Annotated in this window: 14 protein-coding genes and 1 other RNA gene; 6 read left to right on the top strand and 9 right to left on the bottom strand. The window is 71.9% G+C overall.

All coding sequences use genetic code 11. The features are described 5' to 3' along the window. Positions 1-97 precede the first annotated feature (97 nt). The 3 genes from smpB to ACL00U_RS10285 all read left to right on the top strand — a co-directional run bounded on the left by smpB (position 98) and on the right by ACL00U_RS10285 (position 2,102). Positions 98-574 (top strand): SsrA-binding protein SmpB, encoded by a 477-nt coding sequence (smpB, locus tag ACL00U_RS10295; RefSeq protein WP_017888213.1) that lies wholly within the window; start codon positions 98-100, stop codon positions 572-574. Between the two features lie 95 nt (positions 575-669). Then, positions 670-1,046: a transfer-messenger RNA gene (gene ssrA, locus ACL00U_RS10290) on the top strand. A 162-nt stretch (positions 1,047-1,208) separates the two neighbouring features. Beyond that, positions 1,209-2,102, top strand: a complete 894-nt coding sequence (locus ACL00U_RS10285) for a hypothetical protein (protein ID WP_412873366.1) — start codon at positions 1,209-1,211, stop codon at positions 2,100-2,102. A 16-nt stretch (positions 2,103-2,118) separates the two neighbouring features. Here the strand turns inward: ACL00U_RS10285 and ACL00U_RS10280 are convergent, their stop codons facing one another. From ACL00U_RS10280 to ACL00U_RS10260, 5 genes are all read right to left on the bottom strand, one after another. Further along, positions 2,119-3,423 carry an LLM class flavin-dependent oxidoreductase gene (locus ACL00U_RS10280; protein WP_412873365.1) on the bottom strand — a complete coding sequence of 435 codons (1,305 nt, stop codon included), beginning with the start codon at positions 3,421-3,423 and terminating at the stop codon, positions 2,119-2,121. Further along, a complete protein-coding gene (locus ACL00U_RS10275) occupies positions 3,424-4,806 on the bottom strand; it encodes an O-acetylhomoserine aminocarboxypropyltransferase/cysteine synthase family protein (protein WP_412873364.1) in 1,383 nt (460 codons plus the stop codon). It lies immediately after the preceding gene. A 90-nt stretch (positions 4,807-4,896) separates the two neighbouring features. Continuing rightward, positions 4,897-5,610: a M50 family metallopeptidase gene (locus tag ACL00U_RS10270; RefSeq protein ID WP_412873363.1), complete on the bottom strand. Its 714-nt coding sequence runs from the start codon at positions 5,608-5,610 to the stop codon at positions 4,897-4,899. A gap of 163 nt (positions 5,611-5,773) precedes the next feature. Then, the gene (gene glmS, locus ACL00U_RS10265) at positions 5,774-7,588 is read right to left on the bottom strand and encodes a glutamine--fructose-6-phosphate transaminase (isomerizing) (RefSeq protein ID WP_017888207.1); all 1,815 of its coding nucleotides are present in this window, start codon (positions 7,586-7,588) and stop codon (positions 5,774-5,776) included. Between the two features lie 486 nt (positions 7,589-8,074). Continuing rightward, the gene (locus tag ACL00U_RS10260) at positions 8,075-10,774 is read right to left on the bottom strand and encodes a LuxR C-terminal-related transcriptional regulator (protein WP_412873362.1); all 2,700 of its coding nucleotides are present in this window, start codon (positions 10,772-10,774) and stop codon (positions 8,075-8,077) included. Between the two features lie 536 nt (positions 10,775-11,310). On the opposite strand from ACL00U_RS10260, the gene ACL00U_RS10255 reads away from it, so the two are divergent. Further along, positions 11,311-12,849, top strand: a complete 1,539-nt coding sequence (locus ACL00U_RS10255; protein WP_042539629.1) for an MFS transporter — start codon at positions 11,311-11,313, stop codon at positions 12,847-12,849. A gap of 93 nt (positions 12,850-12,942) precedes the next feature. On the opposite strand, the gene hisN is transcribed toward ACL00U_RS10255, so the two are convergent. The 4 genes from hisN to aroA all read right to left on the bottom strand — a co-directional run bounded on the left by hisN (position 12,943) and on the right by aroA (position 17,867). Continuing rightward, positions 12,943-13,731 carry a histidinol-phosphatase gene (hisN, locus tag ACL00U_RS10250; protein WP_082046957.1) on the bottom strand — a complete coding sequence of 263 codons (789 nt, stop codon included), beginning with the start codon at positions 13,729-13,731 and terminating at the stop codon, positions 12,943-12,945. A 19-nt stretch (positions 13,732-13,750) separates the two neighbouring features. Continuing rightward, positions 13,751-14,923: a hypothetical protein gene (locus tag ACL00U_RS10245; RefSeq protein ID WP_412873361.1), complete on the bottom strand. Its 1,173-nt coding sequence runs from the start codon at positions 14,921-14,923 to the stop codon at positions 13,751-13,753. 508 nt (positions 14,924-15,431) lie between these two features. After that, a complete protein-coding gene (gene rsgA, locus ACL00U_RS10240) occupies positions 15,432-16,478 on the bottom strand; it encodes a ribosome small subunit-dependent GTPase A (protein WP_194590482.1) in 1,047 nt (348 codons plus the stop codon). Positions 16,479-16,481: 3 nt separating this feature from the next. Then, positions 16,482-17,867: a 3-phosphoshikimate 1-carboxyvinyltransferase gene (gene aroA, locus ACL00U_RS10235; RefSeq protein WP_259575207.1), complete on the bottom strand. Its 1,386-nt coding sequence runs from the start codon at positions 17,865-17,867 to the stop codon at positions 16,482-16,484. A 135-nt stretch (positions 17,868-18,002) separates the two neighbouring features. Between aroA and ACL00U_RS10230 the strand changes: the two genes are divergently transcribed. Further along, entirely contained in the window at positions 18,003-18,800 is a 798-nt protein-coding gene (locus tag ACL00U_RS10230; protein WP_052481848.1) for a sigma-70 family RNA polymerase sigma factor, read from the top strand. After that, positions 18,797-19,039, top strand: a complete 243-nt coding sequence (locus ACL00U_RS10225) for a zf-HC2 domain-containing protein (RefSeq protein ID WP_017888199.1) — start codon at positions 18,797-18,799, stop codon at positions 19,037-19,039. Before ACL00U_RS10230 ends, ACL00U_RS10225 begins: the two co-directional genes overlap by 4 nt. Positions 19,040-19,099 lie beyond the last annotated feature (60 nt).

The raw sequence follows: 19,099 nt of genomic DNA, 5'->3' as shown, positions 1-19,099 counted from the left end.
GCCGGGAAGGTGCGCCGCCCGCTTCGTGTTGAGTAGTCTGTAGGGCTGCGCGGAACCGTCCGGCGCAGTGCACCGGTCACCATTGAGAGGAGTCGTCATGGCGAAGGAACGCGGTGAGAAGATCGTCGCGACGAACCGTCGCGCCCGACACGACTACCTCATCGAGGACACGTACGAAGCAGGCATGGTCCTGTCCGGCACCGAGGTGAAGTCCCTGCGCATGGGGCGTGCGTCACTCGTCGATGGGTACGCCTTCATCGACGGTGGCGAAGCCTGGATCGACGCCGTGCACATCCCGGAGTACACCGAGGGCACGTGGAACAACCACTCGCCCCGACGGAAGCGCAAGCTGCTCCTGCACAAGCAGCAGATCGTGAAGATCTCGCACAAGACGGCGCAGGGTGGCTACACCTTGGTGCCGTTGCAGATCTACTTCCACGACGGTCGGGCCAAGATCGAGATCGCCGTCGCGAAGGGCAAGCGCGAGTTCGACAAGCGCCAGGCCCTGCGCGAGAAGACCGACAAGCGTGAGGCCGAGCGGGCCATGCGCACGCGGAACCGTGTCGGCGAGTAGCGCCGACGCACGTCCTCGGCTAGACTGAGGGACTGCTCCGATCGGGGCATTGGCAACTCAACAGCGTGACAGCGGTTCGCACGTCCGGCCCGCATGGGGATGATCGGTTTCGACATTGCCTGTGTGCCGACGGGAAGCGGGCCGAGGACCCACGGTTATCTCGTTAACGATCCGTGGAAACCAACAAGTGCCAATTCCAAGCGCACTGACTTCGCTCTCGCTGCGTAAGCAGCCCAGCACATGAAGTCCGTCGGCCAGGTGACCGTCCCCTAACCTGATCCCGACGTCATCCAGAGGACTTGCTGCACGGTTGCGCCTCAGGGCCGTGCGGGACTTGCACTGAGACTGGGCCCGTCGTCCTAGAAGCCGGTAGCAAAGGACGGGGCCGAGCAGAACGAACTATCCGGATACGCCCGTAGAAGACGTCGAATTGCAGCGATGGACGGGGGTTCGATTCCCCCCATCTCCACCATTCGCCGAACGACGAACCGCTGTCACGCTGAGCCACCTGAACGCCCCGGCACCGTCCCCTGGACAGTGCCGGGGCGTTTCCTGTTCCGCCACGTCCGAGGACTACGCTGCGGAGCAGGCGCGCAGAACATGCTCGCGTCGAACCCGAACGAGAGGTCAGCACGTGGTGCAGGAGATCGCGATCCGTGTCCGTCTGCGGGAGCAAGAACGAGTGGTGCTCAGCGAGTACGAGCGGATCGTGGGCTCCGTCGCCACGGTCGCCGCCCTCGCCGCCTGGCTGCCGAACCCCGACACCCGACTGGTCGTCCGCGGCCGCGGTGCCGAACCGGTGCGGCTCGAGACCGTCACGTACGGGTCGGTGGTCGAGATGCTCGTCGTGCTCGACCAGCGCTCCGCCGGGGTGGAACATGCCGCCGCCGCCATCGCCGCGCTCATCGAGTCGGTCCGGCACGAGCACGTCGCCGACGACGTCTCCGGGGTCGCCGGGGAACTCGACCGGCTCGACCGCGCTGCCCCGCGCGGCCGCTCCGTCGTGGAACGCGCCCTGCGGACGTTCCTCGAGGGGGCACGGTCCGACGTCCTCGCGCGCCGGTCCACGACCCGCGTGCGGACCGCACAGGCGCTGCTCCGACTCGCCGAGGCGGACGCGGTGCTCACGGTCGAACGGGTCGCCGATGCCCTGGCGCCGGTGCTCGAGGAGCACGCTGTCGACGTCGAGCTGGACACCGGCTCCGCCGTGGTCGTCGCGCCGATCGACGGGGTGGAGTCGCCGGAGACCGAGGCTGCGCCCGGCGACGCCGACGCCTCGCAGGCGGAGCGGGAGGCCGTGTCGGCCGTCCTGCCGCTGCCGACGGGTGCGAGCAAGGCGAAGTCGAAGCAGGACGACGGCAAGAAGAAGCAGTCCAAGCAGGACGGCGACAAGAAGAAGCAGTCGAAGAAGGACGGCGACAAGAAGAAGCAGTCGAAGAAGGACGACGGCAAGAAGAAGCAGTCGAAGAAGGACGACGGCAAGAAGCAGTCCAAGAAGGACGACGACAAGAAGTCCAAGAAGAAGTAGCTCGCCGCCGCTCCCGCTAGAAGTCGAACAGGTTCGCCCGGATCCCTCCGGCGCCGTAGTCCCGTCGCAGCAGCCCGCGGCGCCGGAGCACGGGCACCAGGTCGCCGAACATCCGGTGGATCTGCGCCGGGTGCAGGTCACCCGAGAAGATGATCCCGTCGTTGTCGGCGTCGCTGCCGAGCTCCTCGATGAAGTCCGCGAACTCGTCGGCGGTCCCCACGAACCCCGAGCGTGACGCGATCCGCCCCTGCCGTGCCTTGCGAGTGAGCAACTCCCGCAGCGGTGCGTCCGGGGTGTCCCCGAGCAGCCCGCGGATCGTGCCGGCCGAGACGTGGTCGCCGAAGGTCCCGTCGGGTACCGGGGCGTCCAGGTCGAGCGCGAGCAGGTCGGTCTCGGAGTCGCTCGACGACGCGATGGCCGCCGCACGCAGCGCGTCGTCCGAAGGGTGCTCGGACGCCGCGACGATGCGGTCGGCCTCCTCCGGCGAGGACACGATCACCGGCTTGAGCACGAACAGGATCCGCAGGTCCGACGCGGAGCGCCCCGCCGCTTCCGCTGCAGCGATCACCCGTGCTCGGTAGTCCGTCACCGCGGCGGCCGACAACGGCGCGAGCGCGAGCTGCACGTCCGAGTGGGTCCCGGCGAACGCGAGCCCGCGACCGGAGCCGCCGGGGGAGACGACGACCGGGTCCGAGGCGAGCGGCAACGCGTTGAGCGGCCCGTCGGCGGTGAAGTGGGCGCCCTCGTGGTGGAACGCGTCGAGGGCGTCCCCGTCCGCGAAGTGCCAGGAGTCCGGTGCCCCGACGTACCCGTCGCCCCACGAGTGCCAGAGTCGGCGGAGCAGCGTGATCCACTCCTCGGCGCGGTCGTACGCCTGGTCGTGGGGCAGCGGCGGCAGGCCGGCGTGCCGTGCACTGCCGACGTCGGTGACGACGTTGATCCCCAGGCGGTCCGAGGACAGGTGTGCCAGGGTCGCGAACTGCCGTGCCGCCAGGTACGGCGGGGTGATCCCCGCGTTGACGGTCGGCGCGATGCCGATGTGCGAGGTGGCGGCGAACAGGTACGGGGCGAGCAGCAGCGGGTCGTGCTTCGGGCCGCCGTACGCCTGCCGGATGCGCAGGTCGAGGGTCGCGGGGTTCCCGAGCGAGACGGCGTCCTCGGCGATGACCAGGTCCATGCCGGCCTGCTCGAGTGTCCGGACGGACTGCTGGTACAGGTCCGGCTTCGTCCAGTCGTGGCCCCAGTCCCAGTCGGACCGCCCCCACGCCTGCGGGCCGAAGCCCCGCGAGAAGAAGTACCCGAAGTGCTGCAGCTCGGCCATTCAGCGCTCCTGCCGGTCGAGGGCCGGCCCATCGACCGACGAGCGGTGCGCGTCGGACGCTCCACGTGCCTCCAGGCCGGTGGTCGCTGCGGACCGCACGGCGGCGAACCCGCGTTCCAGGTCGCGGAGCAGGTCCGCGATTTCCTCGATGCCCACCGACAGCCGGATCAGGCCGTCGTCGATGCCCTGCTCGGCGCGTTCTTCCGGCGTGCGGCCGGCGTGGGTGGTGGTCGCCGGGTGCAGGATCAGCGAGCGGACGTCGCCCAGGTGGGTCATCCGGCTGAACAGCTGCACGGCGTCGATGAACGCGCGCGCGGCGGCTCCGCCACCGGCGAGCGTGAAGGCGAAGACGGATCCGGCCCCACGGGGCAGGTAGCGCTGGGCGAGGTCGTGGAACGGACTGGAGGCCAGGCCCGCGTGGTCGACGCTCGTCACCTCCGGCTGCTGGTCCAGCCAGGACGCGACGGCCAGCGCGTTCGCGCAGTGGCGTTCCACCCGTAGCGACAGCGTCTCGATGCCCTGGCGGAGCAGGAACGCGTTGAACGGGGACGGCGCCGGACCGATGCGTGCGGCGACGACGTCGCGGGCGAACACGGCGAACGCCCGGTCGCCGTACCGCTCGACGTAGCTCTCGCCGCCGAGGGACCGTTCGGGGCTGGTCAGGTGCGTCCAGCGCTCGGGGGCGGCGGACCAGTCGAAGCGGCCGCCGTCGACGACCACCCCGACGAGTCCGGCACCGTGCCCGGACAGGAACTTCGACGCCGAGTGCACGACGATGTCCGCACCGTGCTCGACCGGGCGCACCAGGTACGGCGTGGCGAGGGTGTTGTCGACGATCAGCGGGACCCCGGCGTGGTGCGCGGTCTCGGCGACGCCGGCGATGTCGAGGACGTCGTTCGTCGGGTTGGGGATCGTCTCGGCGAAGAACGCCTTGGTGTTCGGCCGGACCGCGGCTGCCCAGGCGTCGAGGTCGCGGGCGTCGGTGACGAAGTCGACCTCGATGCCGAGCCGGCCGAGGTTCTGCAGCAGCAGTCCGCGGGTGCCCTCGTAGATGCTCCGGGCGCTGACGACGTGGTCGCCGGTCTGCAGCAGACCGAGGAACGCCACGGTCGCCGCCGCCTGGCCGCTGCCGACCAGGATCGCCTGGACCCCGCGTTCGAGCAGCGCCACGCGACGCTCGACGTCGGCGTTCGTGGGGTTGCCGAGCCGCGTGTAGGTGTAGCCGTCGTCGGTGTCGGCGAAGCGGTCACGGGCCTGGTCGAAGTCGTCGAACAGGAACCCGGAGGACATGTGGATCGCGGGCACCCGGGCGCCGTGCCCGGCGTCGGGCACGAAGCCGCCGTGCACCTGTTCGGTCGCGAAGCCGTGGTCGTCGGTCGCCATGGGACACCTCCGGGGGTCGTGTGGCGGTAGCCTCGCAGCCCCTCGGAGCGGACAGGCGATTGCGGCCCCCGGTTACGTGGCCGCCACCCCTCAGACGAGCGCGCGGACCCCGGCGACGACGGTGTCCCAGACCTGGAGCAGGGGCTCGCGCGCCAGCCACACCGCGACGGCGTTCACGGCGACGAACAGCACGAACCACAGCGACGCCGGCACCCGCATCTCGGCTGCGGCGATGTGGAAGTCGGTCTGCACCCGGGCGCCGGTGAGCAGCCAGCGACCGACCTGCGCCACCGACCGCAGGCCGTCGACGACGAAGAAGGCCCCGACGGCGGCGACCACCAGCACGGTCGCCTCGGACGGGCGGACGGCCACCCACAGGGCGAGGGCGTCGAAGCCGAGCACGACGAGCAGGCCGAACCAGTTCCGGACGAAGGCGAGCGCCACGAGGCCGATGACCGCGAGCACCACCACGGGCAGCCAGCGGGAGCCGTGCAGCACCCCGGTGACCAGGAGCACACCCGCCCACAGGGGCGCGCTGTAGCCGGCGTACAGGTTGAGGATGCGGACGAGCCACCGGATGCCGCCGGGCACCCGTCCGAGTTGGACCCAGGCCTCGCCGGAGCCGTCCGGGTGCAGTTCGATGCGCTGGATGCGTCCGCCGAACGGCACGACGACGATCGCGTGCCCGACCTCGTGCGCGATGGTGGCGGCGATGCGTGCCACACGGCCGACGAACGGCACGAACGGCAGGACGGCTCCGACGAGGAGCGCGACGAAGACGAGGGGCGGGGCTGCGGTGGTCAAGCCACCAGCATCGCAGCCCCGCCCAGGAAGATCCTGCGGGACCGGCGTCAGGGGAGCACGGCGGTCGTCAGCACCACCGTGACCAGGACCACGGTGCTGGCGATCGCCAGGGCGGTGAGGACGGCGAGGAACACCGTCAGGCGGTTCACGCGTCGGCGCCCGGCTACTCGACCGTCACCGACTTCGCCAGGTTCCGGGGTTTGTCGACGTCGCACCCGAGCTGCAGGGCGAGTTCACGGGCGAGCATCTGCAGGGGCACGACGGCCTCGAGCGGACCCCACGGCGCCGTCATCGCGCCCCAGGCCAGGCCACCGGTGCCACGGCGGCCGAGCGCGGGGATGTCCGCCGACTCGCCGCCGATGGTGATGACGAAGCCACCGCGGGCCCGGACCTCGGCGATCGCCGACCGGATCTTCGGTTCGCCGTGGTCGATGACGACCACCGGTGTGCCCTCGTCCACCAGGGCGAGCGGTCCGTGCTTGAGTTCACCGGCGGGGTAGGCCTCGGCCCAGCGGTAGCTGAGCTCCTTGAGCTTCAGGGCGCCCTCGGCTGCGTACGGCAGCCCGGTGCCACGGCCGAGGAACAGGAATCCGGTCGCCTCCTTGACGCTCGACGCCAGCAGCGGCATCCGCTCGGCGGACACCCGCGCGGCGTGCTCGATCCGGGCGGGCAGGTCGAGCAGCTCGTCGACGAGCACCTGGGCGTGCGACGGCTCGATGCGGCCGGAGGCGACCATCGCGGCGATCATCGCCGCGACGCCGACGACGACCTGCGCCGTGAACGTCTTCGTGGCGGCGACCCCGATCTCCGGACCGGCGTGGCAGTCGAGCACGGCGTCCGCTCGTCGGGCCAGCGAGGAGTGCATGTTGTTCGTCAGCGCGAGCACCGGGTGGCGGTCCTCGAACCGGTCCAGGGCGCGGAGCACGTCGGCCGTCTCACCGGACTGGCTGATCGCGACGACCAGGGTGCCAGGACCGAGCACGGCCTGGTCGGCCTCGCTCGCGACGACGATGTCGGTCGGCACCCCGCCGATCCCGCGCAGTGCCGTCGCGATCACCTGACCGGCGTTCAACGACGTGCCGCAGGCGACGATCGCCAGCCGGTGGAAGCCGGCCAGACCGAGGCCCACCCACATGCTGCCGTCGGCGGTGCGCCGGGCCACCCGGTCCAGGATCGTCGCGACGACGTCGGCCTGCTCGCCGATCTCCTTGGCCATGTGGTCGGTGTGGTCACCGAGGTCGAGCGCGGCCGCGGCGAACGGGGACGCCGTGGGGAACGGCACGGGCACCGTGATGCCGTCGGACGACCAGGTCCAGGCTTCGCCGAGCTCGACGACGTCGCCGTCGCGGAGCGCCACGAACGTCTCGCACCACTCGGCGATCGCACCGATGTCGCTCGCCACGAAGTCACCGCGGCCGGAGCGCGCGACGACCAGCGGGGAACGGTCCGCCGCCACGACCATCCGGCCGTCCCGGGCGTCCAGCACCACGATCGCCCACGACCCCTCGAGCTGCGCCGTCGCGATCTGCACCGCGAGCATCAGGTCCGGGTCGACCGTCAGGGCCCGCTCGACCAGGTGCGCGATGACCTCGGAGTCGACGTCGGACCGGAACCGGTGCCCCTGCGCCTCGAGCGTCTGCCGCAGCCGCTCCGCGTTCTCGATGATGCCGTTGTGCACGATCGAGATCCGGCCGGTGCAGTCGGCGTGCGGGTGTGCGTTCGCCTCACGCACCGCACCGTGCGTGGCCCAGCGGGTGTGGCCGATGCCGATGCCGGTGAGCGCGTCGCCGGAACGGGCCGCGACGAGCGTGCGCAGGTCGCCGACGCGGGAGACCGAGCGGATCGTCTCGGCGCCGCCGACGGCCGTCCGGACGGCGATGCCGGCGGAGTCGTACCCGCGGTACTCGAGTCGTTCGAGTCCGTCGAGCAGGTAGGGGGTCGCGTCGTCAGACACGCGGGCCGCGATGATGCCGCACATCGGTTGTCCCTTCGGGGGAGCGAGGGTGGGTGGAACGGGGCGGTGGGGCTGCACCGACCGCCGTCGGGTCTGCCGCGCGTCCGGGTCCCCTGGGCGAGGGAACCGGCGCCCGTCCTCGGATCAGGCGAGGACGGACGTCGGTGTCGTTGGGCCGAGGGGCTCGGGTACCGGACGGGGGTACCGCGGGCTGGCCCCGGGGGAGGGGCACGGCGGTCGGTGCAGGAGAAGCCTCACCCGCCGCCGACCCCACGGCAACACCGGTCGGCCGCTCTTGCGGTTCCCCGCGCGCGGGGGCACACCGCCCTGCGGGCGCGTGCGGACTCCCGCAACCGCGCGCGCTTCGCGTGGAGCGACGCGCCAGCGGCGCGCGGCGCCAGCGCCGACCGAGCCTGCGAGGTCGGTTGCGTGAAGACGTGGAGCGCAGACGGACAGGAGGCCCAGTACCAGCTGGTACCGGGCCTCCCCTTCATCCTGTGGTGGCGTCTCCTACGTGAGGAGCGCGACCAGGTGCGATCGCGACCGCGCGCCGACCTTGCGGTAGATCTGCGTGAGCCGCAGTTCCACCGTGCGCTGCGACATGAACAGCGACGACGCGATCTCACGGTTGCGGTACCCCTCGGTGACCTTCTGCACCACCGCGCGCTCCTCGGCGGTCAGCGACGTGAGCACCGCCGACGCGTCCGGCGCGCTGCGCGGCGTCCCGGGGAACACCGGCGACAGCACCGGCGCGGACCGGACCGACGACGAACCCGTGCCGAACGGCGGCATCGCCGCAGCCGGCGCCGGGGTCACGAGCGGACGACGCAGGCCCGCCGCCTCGTAGGCCGCTGCGGCCGCCGCACCCAGGCGCGGACGCTCCGCGGGGTTGCCGACCGCGGCCAGCGCCGCGAACGTCCGGGCCCGCTCGTACTGCGAGTCGTGCGGCTGGAACAGCTCCAGCGCGCGGCGACGAGCCGACTCGCGGGTGGTGTCGTCGGCGACGAGCGCCAGGCTCCGCGCCAGCACCAGGGCACCCCACCGACCCGGGCGGGCGTGGTGGTCCGCAGCAAGACGGGCCGTGATCGTCCGGGCATCGTCGATCCGACCGAGGCGCACGTACGCCTCGACCAGGTCACCGAGGTGCCGGAGCACCGCCGGGTTCCGGAGCGACCGGCCGATCGCGTCAGCGGCCTCGAGCGCGGTCGCTGCCTCGTCGAGCCGACCGTCGAGCAGCAGGACCTTACCGCGGAGCGCGTGCAGCTTCGCCGTCGCACCCCAGAGCCGACTCGTCGAACGGTGCTCGAGGCACCGGTCCACCACGTCGAGCGCCTCGGCCGACCGGCCCTCAGCGAAGTGCCGCCACGCGACGGCGATCGCCCGGGACGGCTCACGCAGCCGCTCGGCGACGGACGAGCCGGACTCCCAGACGTCGATCGCGCGGAGCGCCTGCCGGAAGTTGCCGGAGCGCACCTCGTTCTCGGACGTCAGGTACCGGGCCGCCTCGTTCCACACCGCCGCGGACTCCTGCCCACGGGCGAGCACGAGTGCGAACACCCGTCGCGCGCTCCGGTAGCGCTCGCCGATGCTCAGCGCGTGGGCGAGGAGCAGCAGGGCCGGGTCGGACATCGCCACGAGCGCCGACGTCGCGAGCCCGTCGTGCAGCTCGGTGTCGGGCGGCAGCACGCCGTCCACCGCGGCGATGAGCTCGCGCGCGGTCGTCGTGATCTCGAGGGTGTGCGCGGACGCCGACGCCTCGAGCGGTTCGATCCGGTGCAGCAGGTCCTTCGCCTGGTCGAGCTCCCACGCCTCGGCGCGGAAGCACGCCACCATGGCCATCAGTCCGGCGACGGCGTCCACCTCGGTGGGGTCGGTCGCGTCGACGGGGACGAGCAACTCGTCCGCGTGCACGGCGTCACCGCTGAGGTACTCGGCCGAGTACTGCAGACGCAGCCGGCGGACCTCGTTCGGCGTCGTCCGGAACGGACGGAGCGCCGCCAGGTACCGCGCGGCGAAACCGAGCAGACGCTTGCCGAGCATGGCCTCCGCGACCCCGAGGAGCGCGACGTGTTCGTCCTCGGTCCCGCCACCGATGTGCAGGGCACGCTCGGTCAGCGCGATCGCGGCGTGCACGGCACCGTCCACGACGTACGACCGTGCGGCCTGCAGCAGTGCGACCACGTCGGGGACGTCGTCGACGAAGCTCCGGTGCCACGCGGCCGACCGCGGGTCGGTCTCGGCGCTCGCCGTGGCCAGCTCGGCGTGTGCCGCGCGGCGGTCACGGGCGGGCATCCGCCAGTAGAGCGCGGAACGGACCAGCGGATGCCGCACGGTGACGCTCTGCCCGCGGACGGTCGCGAGACCGGCCCCGACCAGGTCGTCCAGCTCGTCCCGGTCCCACGCCGTGGTCTTCGCGACGGGCACCAGGGCGAGCTTCGCGAGGACGTCCAGATCGCGTCCTGCGGCCGGCTCGAGTGCGAGCGCAGCGATGGCCTCGGTGGTCGGAGTGGGGCGGAGCGGGAGCACGATCGGCTCGGCACCGGTGAGTTGCTCCCGGGTGAGCACCGCGAGCTGTTCGCGGAGTGCGCCGGGGTTGCCGCCGGTCTCCTCGGCGAGGACGGCGAGGACGCCGTCGTTCGCCTCGGCCGGTGCCATGGACCGGGCGAGGAGCAGGGCCTCGTCCGACGGCAGCGGTTCGATGCGCAGGGTCGGCAGGGCCGCGAGCGGACCGTCCGACGGCACCGAGCGGACCGTCGCCACGACGCGCAGGGCGGTGCCCGCGAGTCGTCCGGCGAGGAACGCGATGAGCTCCTGGCTCTCCGTGTCCATCCGGTCGAGGTCGTCGATGAGGACGAGCGTCGGCGGCAGGGTCAGAGCGTGCACGGCGTCGAGGAAGTCGTGCGCCGCCGCCAGTCCGGCCGTCACAGCGGCCGCGGTCCCACCGGCCTGCAGCAGGTGGGCGATGTGCGCGGTGGCTCGTGGGTCGTCCAGCGCGGTGAACAGGGAGGTCACCCCGGCCAGTGGCCAGCGGGATTCACTCCCGTTGACACCGACCCGGACGATGGGCAGGGAAACGCGGTTCGAGACCGCGTCGAGGACGCTGCTGCGTCCGGAACCAGGGTCGCCGACCACGACCATCGCGGACTCCCGTGGGAGCACTGCGAGGGTCGCGATCCGGTCGACCTCGAGACGTCGACCGGTGAGTGCCATGACTCACCGGCCTCCGGGTCCGGAGGCGGATGCTGCGAGGAGGGCGTCGGCGAACACGGGGGTCGCTGCGACGGGGCGCACTGCGGCGGACCGGGCTGCTGCACGGCGGGTGACCGTGGCGGAGCGCGGACGAGAGGCGGCGACTGAGCGCGCGCCGGAACTGTCGTGGATTGGATGCGGTCGTCGAGTGAGGGTGCACTCGGTTCCGCTCGGGAACGATGATGTCATCGTCTGTATCACCCCTCGGGTTAGGGTCTTCGGACGAACACGACGGGTCGGTTCCACCGTTCGGATCTAGGGAATCCGAGGGCGTCACGTGACCTGCCGTCTGGAGCACGATAACTCAGGTCTCGTCCCGCTGAGCGGACTCGCGCGGACGGATGTCCACATCCGTGCCCCCAGTACGGGGGGCCACGATGGGGCCCCTCGTCCGCTCGCTGCGGGGTGTCCGATCGGGCCGATCGGGGCCGTCGGAGCCAACCGGGGTACAGGGCTGTCCGGACCGTGTTCGTCGCCGCAGGTGTACCACGGACGGGATGTCCAACGCCGAACCGACCGACGCCCGCCTCGACGACCGCACCCGGTGGCGCGCCTTCGCCGTCTGCGTGGCGGTCGCGGCCCTGACGATCCTCGACCTGTCGAAGGTGAACGTCGGGCTGCCCTCGATCGAGCAGTCCCTCGGGGCAACCAGTTCGTCGCTCCAGCTCATCGTGGCGGGGTACGCGCTGGCCTTCGGTCTCGCCCTCGTGCCCGCCGGCCGGCTCGGCGACCTGAAGAGCCGACGGGTCATGTTCATCGTGGGGCTCAGCGCGTTCACCGGATCGAGTCTGCTGTGCGCCGTGGCGCCGAACATCGAGGTCCTGATCGTCACCCGGATCCTGCAGGGCTTCGCCGCCGGCATCCAGATGCCCCAGGTCATCGGACTCGTGCAGCAGCTGTTCCGGGGGCCGGAGCGGGGCCGTGCGTTCGGGCTGTTCGGCGCGATGATCGGCATCTCCACCGCACTCGGCCCGACCATCGGTGGTGGCCTCATCGCGATCGGCGGCGAGGAGTCCGGCTGGCGGCTGCTGTTCTGGATGAACGTGCCCCTCGGCATCGCCGCGCTCGTCTTCGCCATCCGCCTGCTGCCGAAGGGGGCTCAGGGGACGGCGCAGGACCGCGAACTGGACGTCGTCGGCATCCTGCTGCTCGGTGCGGCCATCGTCACCCTGATGCTGCCCTTCGTGCTGACCAGCGGCGGTGGTGGTTCCGCGACGCGCTGGTTCTGGCTGGTCGGCTTCGCGGTGTTCCTCGTGCTGTTCGTGCTCTGGGAACAGCGGTTCAAGCGGCAGGGCAAGTCGCCCGTGGTGCACTTCGAGCTCTTCCGACTGTCGTCGTACCGCAACGGACTGTCGATCGTCGCCGTCTACTTCGCGGCGCTGCCGGCGTCCTTCCTCATGGTGACGCTCTACCTGCAGGAGGGCCTCGGCCTCTCGCCGCTGTTCGCCGGCATGGTGAGCATCCCCTTCGCGGCGACGAGTGCCGTGGGCTCGTACATCGGCGGACGGATCGTCGACCGGGTCGGGCGGGCGCTGGTCGTCGCCGGGCTCGGGATGGTCGTCGTCGGCTTCCTGCTGCTCATGCTCGCCGCGGTCGCCACTCCGCCGGAGGTGACCCCGTGGGCGATGGCCGGAGCGTTCCTGGTGGGTGGTCTCGGTGGTGGGTTCGTGGTGTCACCGAACCAGACGCTGACCCTGGCCGAGATCCCCGTCGAGCAGTCCGGTGTCGCGGGCTCGATGCAGCAGCTCGGGCAGCGGGTCGGGACGGCGATCGGTACCGCGGTCGCGACGAGCATCTTCTACGGCATCGTCCGGAGCCAGACGGCGGGGTCGGGGTCCGGCGGGTCCGGTCCGGGCAGCCGGCTCGACGCGTACCACGACGCGTTCCGCAGCGGCACGACGTTCACGGTGTCGCTGATGGCGCTGGCGTTGGTGCTGGCGGGTGCGGACCTGGTGGCGCGTCGCCGGGCGGCGCGGCGGTCCGAGGGGGAGTCCGAGCGCTCCGACGCGGCTGCGGAGCCCGCCGACCGCGGCTGATCCGCTCGACGGCGGCTGATCCGCTCGAGGGCGGCTGATCCGCTCGAGGGCGGCTGATCCGCTCGACGGCGGCTGATCCGCTCGGCCGCCGTCCTAGGACTCGCGGCGGATGACCTCGACGACGGCGTCGTGCACCAGGCCGTTCGTGGCGAGGGCGCTGCCGTGCCAGGGCCCGGGATCGCCGTCGAGCGAGGTGAAGCGACCGCCGGCCTCTTCGACGATGGGGACGAGGGCGGCGATGTCCCACGGCTTCAGGTCGGGTTCGCCGGCGACGTCGAGGACGCCCTCGGCCACCATCATGTATGACCACATGTCGCCGTAGGCCCGGGTGCGCCAGACCCGGCGGGACAGGTCGACGAGCGGCTCGAGGCGGTCGTCGTCGTCCCACTGCTGGATGCTGTTGTAGCTCAGGCTGGCGTCGGCCAGGTCGGCGACCCCGGACACCCGGAGCGGTCCGTCCAACGAGAACGCACCGGAACCCTCGGCCGCCCACCAGCGCTTGCCGAGGGCCGGAGCGCTGACGACGCCGAGCACCGGGCGACCGTCGACCGCGAGCGCGATCAGGGTCGCCCACACCGGCACGCCACGCAGGTAGTTGGCGGTGCCGTCGATCGGGTCGACCACCCACTGCCGGTGCCCTTCGCTGACGGCCTCGGCTCCGGTGTCCGCCGTGGTCTCCTCACCGAGGAACGCGTCGTCCGGTCGCTCGGCGGCGAGCCGCTCGCGCAGGGCCCGTTCGACCGCCTGGTCGGCGTCGGTGACGTGCGTGCTGTCGGCCTTCTTCGTCACGTGCAGGTCGGCGGCACGGAAGCGCTCGAGGCTGATCGTGTCGGCGGTGTCGGCGAGGGAGCGGGCGAAGTCCAGGTCGGCGCTGAGGTCCACGTCGCCCAACCTACCGTCGCTACGCGGCGACGACCTCTTCTTCCTCGAGCCGGGTGACCTCGCGCTCGCGTGCGATGCGGGTCCGGCGGGCGACGAGCCCGTGCACCACGACGCAGAGCAGGAGCGCGGCGGCCAGCCAGAGGGCGAGCACGAGCGATGACCGGCCGAGCGAGGCGTCCGGGAAGTACTGCAGGTCCTGTGCGGCCTGCAGCCACGCGGCACCGCTCCAGAAGGTGTGCAGGGCGGCGAAGAACCCGGGCTGGAAGGCCGGCTGGAAGATCCCGCCGGAGGACGTGAAGTTCAGCATCACGAAGAGCATCGTGAGGATCGGGGTGGTCCACCGTCCGAGCACGGGATGCAGCCCGACGCCGAGCGCGACGATGATCGCGTCGTAGAGCCAGGCGAACAGGAACACCTGCCACTGGTGCGTGGTGATGACGCCGTAGATCGGTCCGGCGACGATCACGCCGATGCCGGCGACGACCCCCGCGGTGGCGAGCCCGATGACCGCGGTCCACACGCCGCGGAGCTTCGTCGCGACCGAGGCCACGGCGATCGCGGACGCGTACCCGCCGACGCTCAGGGCCACGAGCAGGAAGAACAGTCCCTGGCCGGTGGTGTCCTGGTCGCCCGTGGGCACGACGTCGACGACCCGGAACGGCATGTGCTGGTCGTAGGCGATCGGCAGGAACACCTTCTGTGCGGCGCTCGCGGTCGTCTCCGACGCGGCGGTCGAGACGAAGAGCGTGGCACCGGTCGCGGTGGGTGCGTAGACCGCCGCGAGGTCGCGGTCGCGCACCTGCTGCTCGGCGGCCTTCGTCGAGGCGACGACGTGGGCCACGAGGGCGCCGTCGGACTGGTCGGTCACGGTCTGGGCGAACACCTGGGTGGCGGCGCCCTGGCCGACGATGCCGACGGGGAGTTCGTGCGGCGCCGGGGCGTGGAAGGCGCCGAGGTACGCCAGGCCCATGCCCGCGGCCAGGAACAGCGGCACGAGGATGTGCGAGGCGAACGTCAGCAGCACGCGACCGAGGCCGGCCGGGCGCAGGACGCTGTCGGAGCCCTGCGGCTTCGGGGCTCGCGAGGACTTGTGCGTGGGGGAGTGGTGCGCGTGCGACGTCGTCGTCGTGCTCGGGGACGGGGCGTCGACAGCGGGGGTCGGCGCAAAGTTGTACTTTGCAACTTCGGACACGATCGCCAACTGTACAACGCCGGTGCGTGCTTGTCGACGCAGGCCCGGAGTCGAGTCGTCGTCCGGTGCGAGGTTGCCCGCTCCGTGCGAGGCCGCGAGCCCGCACGGAGCGCACGACCTTGCACCGTTCAGAGCCCCTCGCACGGTGCGAGGTCCGCACGGTGCGACGGGGCGGGCGTGGGGGGAGTGGTCACGACTCACCGCGCGCCGTCGCTCGGGCGGTCACGAACTGTCGGATGCCGCGCCACCAGCCGACAGTTCGTGACCGCTCGAAGTACACTCCGCGGGGTGTCGTGACCAGCCGCCGACCAGCCGCCGCCCAGCGCCGACCGCCGACCAGCCGCCGCCCAGCGCCGACCGCCGACCAGCCGCCGACCAGCGCCGACCGCCGACCAGCCGCCGACCAGCCGCCGAGCGCCGACCAGCCGCCGACCAGCCGCCGAGCGCCGACCAACCGCCGAGCGCCGACCGGTCGCCGCCGAGCGCCGACCAGCCACCGCCCCTCGCGCTACTCCGAACCGGGGTCCGACGCGCCCATCCCGGTCAGCAGCGCCCGGAACGAGTCGAGCCGCTCGACACCGGTCGGCCCGAGCTCCCCGTCCTGCACCCGGTCGACGATCTCCCAGTCGTGCGCCTGCGCCAACGGGATGCCGTCCCGCGCGGGCAGCACCGGGATCGCGTGCGAGGCGAACGCCCGGAACACGTTCGCGGGGTCGACGTGCCCCAGGCCGAACGACCGCACGCCCGGGGTGTCGATGATCCAGCCACCGTCACGGACCCGCAGCGCGATCGACGACGAGGACGTGTGCCGCCCCCGGCCGGTCACGGAGTTCACGACGCCGATCGCCCGCGTGGACCCGGTCAACGCGTTCACCAGGGTCGACTTGCCGACGCCGGAGTGCCCGACGGTCACGGTCACCTTGTCGTCGAGCAGCTCGTGCAGCGCCTCGAGCGGGACGTCGTCCGAACGGCTCGTCACGATCCGCAGGTCCAGGCAGGCGAAGTGCGCCAGGAACGCAGCCGGGTCGGCGAGGTCGGTCTTCGTGATGCAGAGGATCGGGTCGAGCCCCGCGTCGAACGCCGCCACCAGGTACCGGTCGATCAGGCGGGTGCGCGGCTCGGGGTCGGCCGCGGCCACCACGATGAGCATCTGGTCGGCGTTCGCCACGATGACGCGCTCGACCTCGTCGGAGTCGTCGGCACTCCGGCGCAGCAGGGTGGTGCGTTCGGCGACCTTCACGATGCGCGCGAGCGACCCGGGGTCCCCGGAGACGTCCCCGACGAGTGACACGTGGTCGCCCGTGACCACGGACTTCTTGCCGAGCTCGCGGGCCTTCGTGGCCGTGATGACGTGGTCGTCGATCAGCACCCCGAACCGCCCGCGGTCGACGTTCGTCACCCACCCGACGGGGGCGTCGTCGTAGGTCGGCCGGGTCTTCGTGCGTGGCCGGTTGCCCTTCGGGTTCGGACGCACCCGCACGCTCGACTCGTCGTACTGCCCGTACGGCTCGTCCGCGTCGGTGTCGTCACCGTCGGCGTCGTCCCACCAGCTCATGCGTCAGTCCCCACTCACCGGTGCAGCGGCCACCGAGGACGCCACGAGTGCCGCCCACAGCTCCGGGAACTGCGGCAGCGTCTTCGCCGTCGACCCGATGTCGTCGACGGCGACGCCGTCGACGACGAGGCCCACGATCGCCCCAGCGGTCGCCATCCGGTGGTCGTCGTACGCGCCCCAGGCGCTGCCGTGGAGCGGCGCCGGCTCGATCCGCAGGCCGTCGTCGAGTTCGTGCACCGCGCCTCCAGACCGGTTGAGGTCCGCCGCCAGCGCGGCCAGGCGGTCCGTCTCGTGGCCCCGCAGGTGCCCGATGCCGGTGATCTCGCTCGGCCCGCCGGCCAGCGCGGCCAGCGCGACGAGCGCCGGTGCGAGTTCGCCGCCGCGGCTCAGGTCGAGTTCGAGACCCGGCAAGGAGGCCCCGCCGCGGATCCCGACGCCGCCGTCGACGAGCAGGTCGTCACCGTCACGGGCCACGGTCGCCCCCCACAGGGGCAGGAGCGTCTCGAGGTCGGCGCCGACCTGCGTCGTCTCGGTGGGCCAGGTGCGGATGCGGACCGTACCGCCCGCGACGAGCGCGGCCACCGCGAACGGAGCGGCGTTCGACAGGTCGGGCTCGATCGTGACGTCGCGCGCGCCGATCGGACCGGGGTGCACGACCCACTCGCCGACCGACGGTTCGTCGACCCGGACGCCGCGGGCACGGAGCGCCGCGACGGTCATCTCGATGTGCGGCATGCTCGGCAGACGCTCGCCGACGTGGGTCAGGTGCAGTCCCTCGTCGAAGCGGGGCGCCGACAGCAGCAGCCCGGAGACGAACTGCGAGGACGCCGACGCGTCGATAGTCAGGGCGCCCCCGCGGACCGAGCCGGTGCCGGTGAACGAGAACGGCATCGAGCCCCCGCCGTCGTCCGTGACGTCGACACCGAGGTCCACGAGGCCCTGCACGATGGCGTGCATCGGCCGCTTGCGGGCGTAGGGGTCGCCGTCGACCGTGACGGGCCCGACGGCCAGGGCGGCGAGCGGCGGCAGGAAGCGCATCACGGTGCCGGCCAGCCCGCAGTCCAGGCGGACGTCGCCGTGCATCGGGGCGGGCGTGATCCGGAGGTCCGGGCCGTAGGGGTTCGGGGCGGTGCCGGCTGCGGGCTCGAGTTCCTCGATGCCGACGCCCAGCGCCCGGAGGCCGGCGATCATCAGTGCGGAGTCGCGCGAGTGCAGCGGCAGCCGGATCGTCGAGGGGCCGTCGGCGAGGGCCGCGAGCACGAGCTCCCGGTTCGTCAGCGACTTCGACCCGGGCAGCGCGACGTCACCGCGCAGCGGCCCCCCTGCGACCGGGGCGATCCAGGGTGCGGCGGGCTGGGTCCCGCTCTGGGAATGCGTCGTGTCTGCCATCGGTTCACCAGGGTACTGAACGCACCGGGAGGATCAGTGGCGACAGCAACACTCGCTCGAGAGCGGACCAGCACGGCGACCGTGCTGACCGCGGTGCCGACGACGCTCGGCACGCTCGGCCTAGACTTGGCCGCGATGACGACCGACGAACCGCAGGCAGCTCCGCACCACCTGGTCGACGAGACCGAGGTGCAGCTCGACGCCGTCGAAGACGAGCAGACCGCCCTCGACGACGCAGCCGACGAGCCCGTGGACGCGAAGACCGTCTCCGAGGCGGAGCTGCGGTCCCTGTTCGAGGACCAGGCCCTGCCCTTCATGGACCAGCTCTACGGCGCGGCCATGCGGATGACCCGCAACCCGGCCGACGCGTCGGACCTGGTGCAGGAGACCTTCGTCAAGGCGTTCGCCGCGTTCCGCCAGTTCAAGCAGGGCACGAACCTGAAGGCCTGGTTGTACCGGATCCTCACGAACACGTTCATCAACACGTACCGCAAGAACCAGCGGAACCCGTACCAGGGCACCATCGACGAGCTCGAGGACTGGCAGCTCGGCGGCGCCGAGAGCGTCACCCAGTCGATCTCCGCCCGGTCCGCCGAGGCCGACGCGATCGACCACCTGCCTTCCTCCGCCGTGAAGGACGCCCTGCAAGCGATCCCCGAGGACTTCCGGATGGCCGTCTACTTCGCCGATGTCGAAGGCTTCTCGTACCAGGAGATCGCCGACATCATGAAGACCCCCGTGGGGACGGTCATGAGCCGCCTCCACCGTGGCCGCCGGCTCCTCCGTGGGCTCCTGGCGGACCACGCCCGCGAGACCGGCATCGTCCCGGACGCAGCGTCGACGGCGACGATGCGCGGACGAGGCCGGGGCGCGGCGTCGACGACGAAGGCAACCGCGGCCACGGGTCGCACCGGACGGAAGGACGCACGATGAGCGGCTGCGACTGCTCGAAGGCGAAGGCCGAACTCGAGGAGTTCCTGCACGACGAGCTCCGCCACGAGGACGCTGCGGACATCCGCGAGCACATGGACGGGTGCGAGGACTGCCAGACCGAGCACCGCGTCGGCGTCGTGCTCATGGAGACCGTCCGCCGTGCGTGCAAGGAGACCGCTCCGGACCAGCTGCGCAGCGAGATCCTCGAGCGCATCCGGCAGGAACAGTCGACGCACTGACGTCACAGGCCGGTCGCACGCCCGGCTCGGGTGGCGCCCGGACTGGTCAGGCATCGGCGT

It is taken from the genome of Curtobacterium poinsettiae (assembly GCF_047226435.1).
GTDB lineage: Bacteria > Actinomycetota > Actinomycetes > Actinomycetales > Microbacteriaceae > Curtobacterium > Curtobacterium poinsettiae.
Note: the sequence above shows the minus strand (reverse complement) of the source record. Positions and strands in the feature narration are given on the sequence as shown.

Excerpts from the sequence above, each read along its gene's own strand:
- smpB (WP_017888213.1), top strand. The coding sequence starts at position 98 with ATGGCGAAGGAACGCGGTGAGAAGATCGTCGCGACGAACCGTCGCGCC.
- ACL00U_RS10280 (WP_412873365.1), bottom strand. The coding sequence starts at position 3,423 with ATGGCCGAGCTGCAGCACTTCGGGTACTTCTTCTCGCGGGGCTTCGGC.
- ACL00U_RS10275 (WP_412873364.1), bottom strand. The coding sequence starts at position 4,806 with ATGGCGACCGACGACCACGGCTTCGCGACCGAACAGGTGCACGGCGGC.
- ACL00U_RS10255 (WP_042539629.1), top strand. The coding sequence starts at position 11,311 with ATGTCCAACGCCGAACCGACCGACGCCCGCCTCGACGACCGCACCCGG.
- glmS (WP_017888207.1), bottom strand. The coding sequence starts at position 7,588 with ATGTGCGGCATCATCGCGGCCCGCGTGTCTGACGACGCGACCCCCTAC.
- aroA (WP_259575207.1), bottom strand. The coding sequence starts at position 17,867 with ATGGCAGACACGACGCATTCCCAGAGCGGGACCCAGCCCGCCGCACCC.
- ACL00U_RS10230 (WP_052481848.1), top strand. The coding sequence starts at position 18,003 with ATGACGACCGACGAACCGCAGGCAGCTCCGCACCACCTGGTCGACGAG.
- rsgA (WP_194590482.1), bottom strand. The coding sequence starts at position 16,478 with ATGAGCTGGTGGGACGACGCCGACGGTGACGACACCGACGCGGACGAG.
- ACL00U_RS10225 (WP_017888199.1), top strand. The coding sequence starts at position 18,797 with ATGAGCGGCTGCGACTGCTCGAAGGCGAAGGCCGAACTCGAGGAGTTC.
- ACL00U_RS10260 (WP_412873362.1), bottom strand. The coding sequence starts at position 10,774 with ATGGCACTCACCGGTCGACGTCTCGAGGTCGACCGGATCGCGACCCTC.